The organism is Microcystis sp. M49636_WE2 (genome assembly GCF_030065375.1).
GTDB lineage: Bacteria > Cyanobacteriota > Cyanobacteriia > Cyanobacteriales > Microcystaceae > Microcystis > Microcystis aeruginosa_C.
The window spans coordinates 1-4,717 of the sequence record NZ_JASJFG010000114.1; the positions used below are offsets into that span (position 1 = coordinate 1).

Annotated in this window: 5 protein-coding genes; 2 read left to right on the forward strand and 3 right to left on the reverse strand. The window is 42.6% G+C overall.

What is annotated here, in order from left to right; genetic code table 11:
• Positions 1–45 precede the first annotated feature (45 nt).
• Positions 46–330 carry a hypothetical protein gene (locus tag PX484_RS02680; RefSeq protein WP_002795695.1) on the reverse strand — a complete coding sequence of 95 codons (285 nt, stop codon included), beginning with the start codon at positions 328–330 and terminating at the stop codon, positions 46–48.
• A 115-nt stretch (positions 331–445) separates the two neighbouring features.
• Positions 446–1,939, reverse strand: coding sequence for a polyphosphate:AMP phosphotransferase (gene pap / locus PX484_RS02685; RefSeq protein ID WP_002804113.1), 1,494 nt, complete (start codon positions 1,937–1,939; stop codon positions 446–448).
• Positions 1,940–2,008: 69 nt separating this feature from the next.
• Between pap and galE the strand changes: the two genes are divergently transcribed.
• The gene (gene galE / locus PX484_RS02690; protein WP_104396786.1) at positions 2,009–3,007 is read left to right on the forward strand and encodes a UDP-glucose 4-epimerase GalE; all 999 of its coding nucleotides are present in this window, start codon (positions 2,009–2,011) and stop codon (positions 3,005–3,007) included.
• Between the two features lie 72 nt (positions 3,008–3,079).
• Positions 3,080–3,505 carry a hypothetical protein gene (locus PX484_RS02695; RefSeq protein ID WP_287764540.1) on the forward strand — a complete coding sequence of 142 codons (426 nt, stop codon included), beginning with the start codon at positions 3,080–3,082 and terminating at the stop codon, positions 3,503–3,505.
• Between the two features lie 97 nt (positions 3,506–3,602).
• Here PX484_RS02695 and PX484_RS02700 read toward each other — a convergent pair whose 3' ends face one another.
• A complete protein-coding gene (locus PX484_RS02700) occupies positions 3,603–4,574 on the reverse strand; it encodes an FkbM family methyltransferase (protein WP_002804115.1) in 972 nt (323 codons plus the stop codon).
• Between the last annotated feature and the right edge of the window lie 143 nt (positions 4,575–4,717).

The following is a 4,717-nucleotide window of genomic DNA, read 5'->3' on the forward strand; positions in this document are numbered from 1 at the left end:
CGGCCAAACTGAGATCGGGAGAAATTAAACTGGGGGAAATTGTCATCATATTTTATAAGCGAGTTCGAGTGCATTGCAAAAGCTATTGAGGCGATTCAGCAAAGCATTATAGTAAGAATAAGCATCATCCCGTTCCTCTTGGAGATAGGCATACAAGGTTAGCTCTGGCTCTGCAGCTAGGTGATTTTTAGGGATATCGAAACCGACTTCGGTTAGGCGCGTCGCTGCGATCGCAACTAGCAACGCCCCAATGGTATTAGACTCACCATTGTGAAGATCCCTCAGTCCGGGTAAGATGATCTCAGCCCCCGGCAACTCATTGAGATTCATGATTGTTTCTCCTCTGGTGGATATTGAAAACGTTCAATGAAGTTCTCGACTCTGCTTCTCAGCACATCAGGGTTAAGGGAGGGGAATCGAAAAAATCCCCATACCCCTATCTCCCCTATCCCCGTTGTTTCAAACCGGTTTCAATAGCGGCAATTACTGTTTCTATGACTTTAACGCGGGCGAAATACTTATCATTTGCCGCTACAATTGTCCAGGGGGCGACGGGGGTGCTAGTGCGGGCTACCATGTGATTAACTGCCACATGGTAGAGGGGCTGTTTTTCCCGATTGCGCCAATCTTCATCGGTGAGTTTATGTTGACGATAGGGGTTATTTTGGCGCTCGTTGAAGCGATTTAACTGTTCTTCGGGGCTAATATGTAACCAGAATTTGACTAAAACACAGCCTGAATGGGTTAATTGGGCCTCAAATTCGTTAATTTCTTGATATGCCCGTCGCCAATCCATATCTTTAGCGAATCCTTCCACTCTCTCCACTAAAATCCGTCCATACCAACTGCGATCGAATATACCGATAGTTTTGGCTGCGGGTAATTTGCGCCAGAAGCGCCAGAGATAATGATAGCGGTGTTCTTCCTCCGTCGGGGCAGCAAAGGCAATCACTTGATAACTGCGAGGATCGAGGGTATCGGTTAAGCGTTTGATCGCCCCTCCCTTGCCGGCGGCATCCCACCCCTCAAACAGGACTAAAACGGGAATATTTGCCTGAAAAATCTCTAATTGCAGTTTTCTTAATTCTACCTGTGCCTGACGCAAACGGATTTTATATTCTTCTTTTTCCAATTTGGCACTTAAGTCCACTCTCCCCAGATAATCGGGTTCCGTGGGCAGTAATTGGGCTTGGGGTGGTAGATTGACAGGAGGTTCGATCGGTAATTGGCGCTGATCCAAAGCTTGAGCGATCGTACCGACTAATTGGGAGAGAACTTTTACCCGGGCCCAACGTTGACAGTTGCCCTCCACCAATATCCAAGGGGCGGCCCCCGTGCTAGTGTAGGTAATCATTTCCTCAGCTAAACTGGCATACTCATCATAACGTTTGGCCTGTTGCCAATCTTCCGGACGCACGCGCCAAGATTCTAGTTCATTTTCGGCGTATTCTTTGATGCGTGACTTTAATTCCTTTTGACTGAGGTGAATCCAGAATTTAGCGATCGCAACCCGATCATCAAATAATTGTCGCTCAAAGGTGTTGATATCGCGCATGACTAGGGGAATCTGGGAGGAGGGCAATTTATTTAAGAGTCGATCCTCTAGTAGATGGGTGTACCAACTGTGATAAAAAATGCCGATACTGCCCTTTGCTGGCAGTTTTTGCCAAAATCGCCACAAAAACGGGTAACTTTCCTCTTGGGGGGAAGGGGTTAAAATTGGATGGACGGTAAAACCGCGCGGATCCATATAGTTAACCATTTTTTTGACTAAAGTTCCCTTCCCTGCCGCCGCCCAACCTTCCAAAACCACCACCACGGGTAATTTACACTCCCAACAGGACTTCTGTAGCGATCGCAGTTGTTGCATTAAATCTTTAATTTGTGATTGATAAGTTTCCTTGTCAAGGGAAAGAGATAGATCGAGAGGACTTAACATGATGGTCAAATAAAAGCAAAATTAGGGTATAAAGTTATAGACAAGTCAATTTCAAATAGGTATGATCGCGTGTCTCAAGTTAAACCTACCATTCTCGTTACTGGCGGTGCGGGTTATATTGGTTCCCATGCAGTTCTAGCGCTCAAAAATGCCGGTTATTCCGTCATCGTACTCGATAACTTATCCTACGGTCACGCCGAAATCATTAAGGATATATTAAAAGTTGAGTTAATTGTCGGTGATACTAGGGATCGATCGCTGCTGGATAATTTATTTGCTAGTCGTGATATTGCCGCCGTCATGCACTTTGCCGCTTTTATTGCCGTGGGGGAATCAGTCCAAGAACCGGCTATTTACTATCAAAATAATGTTAGTGGTAGTCTGACTCTTTTGCAAGCGATGATCGCCGCCGATGTGAAGAAATTTGTTTTTTCTTCCACCTGTGCTATTTATGGAATGCCGAAAGAAATTCCGATGACGGAAAATCACCCCCATCATCCCCTCAGTCCCTACGCTGCTAGTAAGGAAATGGTGGAACAAATTCTTCGGGATTTTGATTCGGCCTACGGTTTAAAATCGGTGGCTTTCCGTTATTTTAATGCTTCAGGAGCCGATCCCAGTGGTTTATTAGGGGAAGATCACCAACCGGAAACCCATTTAATTCCCCTGGCTTTATTAACTGCCCTGAAAAAACGGGATTCCCTGTCAATTTTCGGCACGGATTATGATACTCCCGATGGCACTGCTGTTCGCGATTATATCCATGTCAATGATTTGGCACAGGCTCACGTTTTAGGCTTAGAATATCTCTTAAATGGGGGCGAAAGTAATGTGTTTAATTTGGGCAATGGTAACGGTTTTTCTGTGCGTGAAGTGATTGAAACGGCGCGAGCGGTAACTGGTTTAGATATTCCCGTCATCGAAAGTCCCAGAAGGGCAGGTGATGCCCCGATTTTAATCGGCAGTAGTGATAAAGCTAAACAGGTTCTCGGTTGGCATCCCCAATATGCCGATCTCAAGGTAATAGTTGAACACGCCTGGAATTGGCATCAAAAAAGACACGCTTAACAGTAAAAAAACTGCTAGAGGCTGATAGTTTACCGCTATAAGCTTCTCTAGAATCATCTCAAATACAATGCTATGAATAACAAAATAATCTTAATATTTATGGGCTTGACTTTTTTAGCAAGTTGTGCTGATAGTAAACAGTTTCAATGTCAAAAAATCTATCGCATTGCCAACGAAGTGGCCCAAGAAACCAAATCTTTAACCAACGGTCAAGGGAGAGAAATTGACCAAAAAAGTTGGCTATTAGCCGCCGATAAAATCGAACAGGGTGCGGAAAATATGAAAAAATTAGCAGTGAAAGATCCAGAACTAGAGAAATATAAAATCGCTTTCGCTCAAGTTTACGAAGATTATGCCACTGCCACTCGTGAAATAATTCAAGTTATCGAAACTCGCAATAAAAACGGGGCAAAATTAGCACAGGAAAAGGTAAGAAAAGCCGGACAATTAGAAAAAGAAACTGGCGAAGCTTTTAACACCTATTGTCAAGCACAGTAAGGCAGTTATCAGTTATCAGTTAGAAGGTGTTGGGGTTTTTGGGTATTAGTTGAAATTTCCCCATCTCCCTATCACCCCATCACCTCACTTCTCTACTTTAGGGTTTAATTGCGTACAAAGTGCCAACATTTTTACTGCGAGGCATCCTAGAAAAGATGATAAAACCGAAGTCTTGCAGATGTTTGACTAAAGCATCGGGACCCTTGTTATGCCATTCCATCATGATAATTTTGATCTGTCCTAATTGACCAGTTGCCGCTAAAGAATCGAGGATTTCGTATTCGGAACCTTCACAATCAATCTTGGCAACTATATCGATATCGGGATAGTCAGAGGTAATACCCTTAAACACATCGGTGAAAGGTTTAAGAATTAAATCAGCTGTAGCTGTTTGTTTCGAGGCAAAAGGTTTTAATTGGTTGTCAATACCAGAAATACCAACACTACCTTTAACATTGTAATCGTATTCTACTTGAATAATTTCGTCCCGAGCGCCGACTCCATAATCAAAAGCTTTAATCTTCTCCCCTAGATTAGGATTGAGGGCAAAATTTCTTAAAGCTTGGTCGTAGGTAGCCTTAAAAGGTTCGTAACTATAGACAGCTTTTACATTAGCTCGATTGGCAAAAAAGAGACTAGCAAAACCCGTATTCATACCAATATCAATCGCTACACAGGGCTTATCATAGAGGAAATTATATACACCTAAAAGGAAAATTTCATGGGCGATATCTAAATCCTGTCCCGTCTCGATAATTAACTTAACTCCATCGATCTCGATAATTAATTCCTGTTGCTCATCGATATAAAATTTACAATTGGCTAGAGATTTTAAGGCGTTAGCTTTGTTAAAAACTTTACTACCCAAAAGAAAATCCTGCTTATTTTTGCTTAAACTGACCCCTAAAGGTTTATAAAAAAGTTGACCAGATTTAGCATCATATTCCACATAATTAGGACTAATATTATGCTCTGCCAATTGACTAGACCAATATTGATCGGCAATATGGGGATAAGTCTTAAATTGCCGATAGCGTTTATGGGCATCTAACAGTTTTTGATAAAGCATTACTTGTCTAGCCTCGATTTTTTAGGATGGATGAAGGTAATTTTATGGACAAGTCTGACAAAGTTTGATAGGCTTGTCAAGAAAATCCCTCGTCTCTGAGCATCAGAAGTCAGGAAACCCATCTCAAACAAGGTAACACAGAC

Excerpts from the sequence above, each read along its gene's own strand:
- PX484_RS02680 (WP_002795695.1), bottom strand. The coding sequence starts at position 330 with ATGAATCTCAATGAGTTGCCGGGGGCTGAGATCATCTTACCCGGACTG.
- PX484_RS02700 (WP_002804115.1), bottom strand. The coding sequence starts at position 4,574 with ATGCTTTATCAAAAACTGTTAGATGCCCATAAACGCTATCGGCAATTT.
- pap (WP_002804113.1), bottom strand. The coding sequence starts at position 1,939 with ATGTTAAGTCCTCTCGATCTATCTCTTTCCCTTGACAAGGAAACTTAT.
- PX484_RS02695 (WP_287764540.1), top strand. The coding sequence starts at position 3,080 with ATGAATAACAAAATAATCTTAATATTTATGGGCTTGACTTTTTTAGCA.